Here is a 2371-nt window from a genome sequence, read left to right as displayed (position 1 = left end):
AGAGGGACTTATGAGAACTATTGCTGATAAATATATTGATGAGGGCGTGCAAAAAGGAATGGTACAAGGCATGCAGATTGGTAGGAATGAGGGAAAATATGAAGTAGCTAAAAATATGTTTTCTAATAATTACTCTATTTCTGAGGTTGCTCGTATTACCGGTCTATATAGTTAAGAATAAAATTAATTAAAACAACTTACATGATTATATTTATGAAAAGCATAAAAAATTTAATTATAAATTATAATAATATCTCTCATATTCCGTGTACATTTAATGGTCAACTTTATACTGCAATTCGATCATTTGAAAGAAATAATGAACATTATTTTGTAATAGTAAATTCTAGTAGTTTAGAAGTGAAAATTGTTGCTCAACATTTATGTTCTTACCGTAAGCATGATGATGATGGTAGATACTTTTCCTTTAAAGAGGTAAAGTCTTCTAATTATTATAAAGTATTATATTTATTTAATAAAATACAAGATAGTAATGAGAATCAGGGACTTAGGAATATTGTAGGAACACAAGGATGTTTTTTATCAGATACTACTGAATAAATTAAAACTTTCACTTGGAATGAAAGTAGCAATTGTTGGATGTGGATCTGGGGAATCGATTGATCTAATATATAAGAAAATTGGTAAAGATGGGGAATTACTATGTTTGGATATAAATCAAGAACAAATATCCTTAACAAAAAGAAAATTATGTAGTCAAAATAAGTAATCTGATACCATATACGCTACTTCTATCGGATGATTCGAAAACTAGAATTTTAGGAATAGAGGTGCTATAAGTACTTAATTTGAGGTAATAATGAGATTCGATCAGGTTAAAGAGTTAGAGGATGAAAGATTTAAATAATTGGGAAGAAAAGTTTGAGATATGTATTTATGCTAAGAAATTACTGGATAAAGTAATATATTTAAATAGTGTAGTAAAAGTACCATCAGTGGACGTATTGGAAGTAAAGAAAGCAATATACTACGCCAGGAAATATCATGGTAATCAGATGCGTCAATCGGGAGAGCCATTTTATAGTCATCCAATAGAGGTGGCATATCTAATATCAGATTACTTGTTTAGAACAGATATATTAGTTACTAGTATATTGCATGATACTATAGAAGACACAGAACTAACCAAGGAGAAGATATCACAAGAATTTGGGTGGAAAGTAGCAAATCAGGTAATGGATTTAACCAGGATTAAAGAGGACGGTATAAAGATTAGTGCTGCTGAGGCAGTAGAGATATTATATAAAGAAAAAAAACATGATGTACTGCTAATAAAGCTCTTTGATAGACTACATAATATGCAGACAATAGGGGCTAAATCTCCTGAGAAAGTTAAAAAAATCGTAGAAGAAACTATGTATTATTTTTTAGTGTTATCTAAATACTTAGAGTTATTAGATATAAAAGTTAATCTTATAAAATTATGTTCTGCTACTCTTACAATACCGAATTATTTTTTAGATCATTATCACTTATTTTCTTTGGATAATTACCAACTTCCTTTTCAAGTTTTTCAAAATGATATAGACCAAAAGTATATCCTGCAATTAAAGGAATTATTATAATCAACAATCCATACTGTCCGAAAATATGTACAAAATATGTAATTCCAAAAGATGTTATAATGTACATGAGAGCATGTGCTATCGCATATGTTACATTTGCATAAGTAAAACGTTTAAAAATGGGAAAATGTTTTAGAAAAATTGGCATAGCTGGTGTTTGTGCGGGTCCGCATATTATAGGTACTATTTGTATTAATAATAAATGTAAAGGTGATGTTATATTATCTAATAAGTAAGGACAAGGTATCATTATACATGAGAATATTAATAATTTAATTTTTAATATTATTAATGGATATATCTTATAACTAAGGTAAACCAGTATACAGTAGACCGCTAATCCTATTATTGAAACTATGAAATTTTGATGTATTACTTGTGCTGCAGTATAATGGAAAGAATTTTTTAGAATATTTCCACAATGGATATAAGAGAAATATAAAGTAACTGGTCCTCCACATAATGTTAAAAAATTTGCAATTATCGTTTTCTTACTTACATTTTGTTGTATACCAACACTCATAATCTTTTGACTATCTAATTTTGCTGCATCCAAAATATTTTGTATCCGTCGTTTTGCATTAACAAATTCCGGTGTTTCACGAAGAGATGTTCTTGCTAAAAAACCAATAACTGCTACAATTGCACCAATCCAAAAAGCGATCCGCCAATTAAAACCTTGTGAAGTTACTAAAGAAGCTATAGCTAAAGCAACAGTCCCGCCTAAAGCAGCTAAACAACCTATTAATGTAACAGCTGCATATTGTATAGGAGGTTTTGTGATT

At 29.2% G+C, this 2371-nt stretch carries 2 protein-coding genes and 2 pseudogenes; 3 read left to right on the top strand and 1 reads right to left on the bottom strand.

Features of this window, described 5'->3' with window-relative positions:
• The 3 genes and pseudogenes from REIS_RS17725 to REIS_RS17715 all read left to right on the top strand — a co-directional run.
• A pseudogene (locus REIS_RS17725) lies at nucleotides 1-175 on the top strand (transposase); the annotation flags it as partial.
• A gap of 38 nt (nucleotides 176-213) precedes the next feature.
• The gene (locus REIS_RS17720) at nucleotides 214-561 is read left to right on the top strand and encodes a hypothetical protein (protein ID WP_037213975.1); all 348 of its coding nucleotides are present in this window, start codon (nucleotides 214-216) and stop codon (nucleotides 559-561) included.
• A 290-nt stretch (nucleotides 562-851) separates the two neighbouring features.
• Entirely contained in the window at nucleotides 852-1586 is a 735-nt protein-coding gene (locus REIS_RS17715; protein ID WP_008579643.1) for an HD domain-containing protein, read from the top strand.
• A gap of 181 nt (nucleotides 1587-1767) precedes the next feature.
• Here the strand turns inward: REIS_RS17715 and REIS_RS17710 are convergent.
• Nucleotides 1768-2331: pseudogene (locus tag REIS_RS17710) on the bottom strand (MFS transporter); the annotation flags it as partial.
• Between the last annotated feature and the right edge of the window lie 40 nt (nucleotides 2332-2371).

This window comes from Rickettsia endosymbiont of Ixodes scapularis, from assembly GCF_000160735.1.
GTDB lineage: Bacteria > Pseudomonadota > Alphaproteobacteria > Rickettsiales > Rickettsiaceae > Rickettsia > Rickettsia tamurae.
Note: the sequence above shows the minus strand (reverse complement) of the source record. Positions and strands in the feature narration are given on the sequence as shown.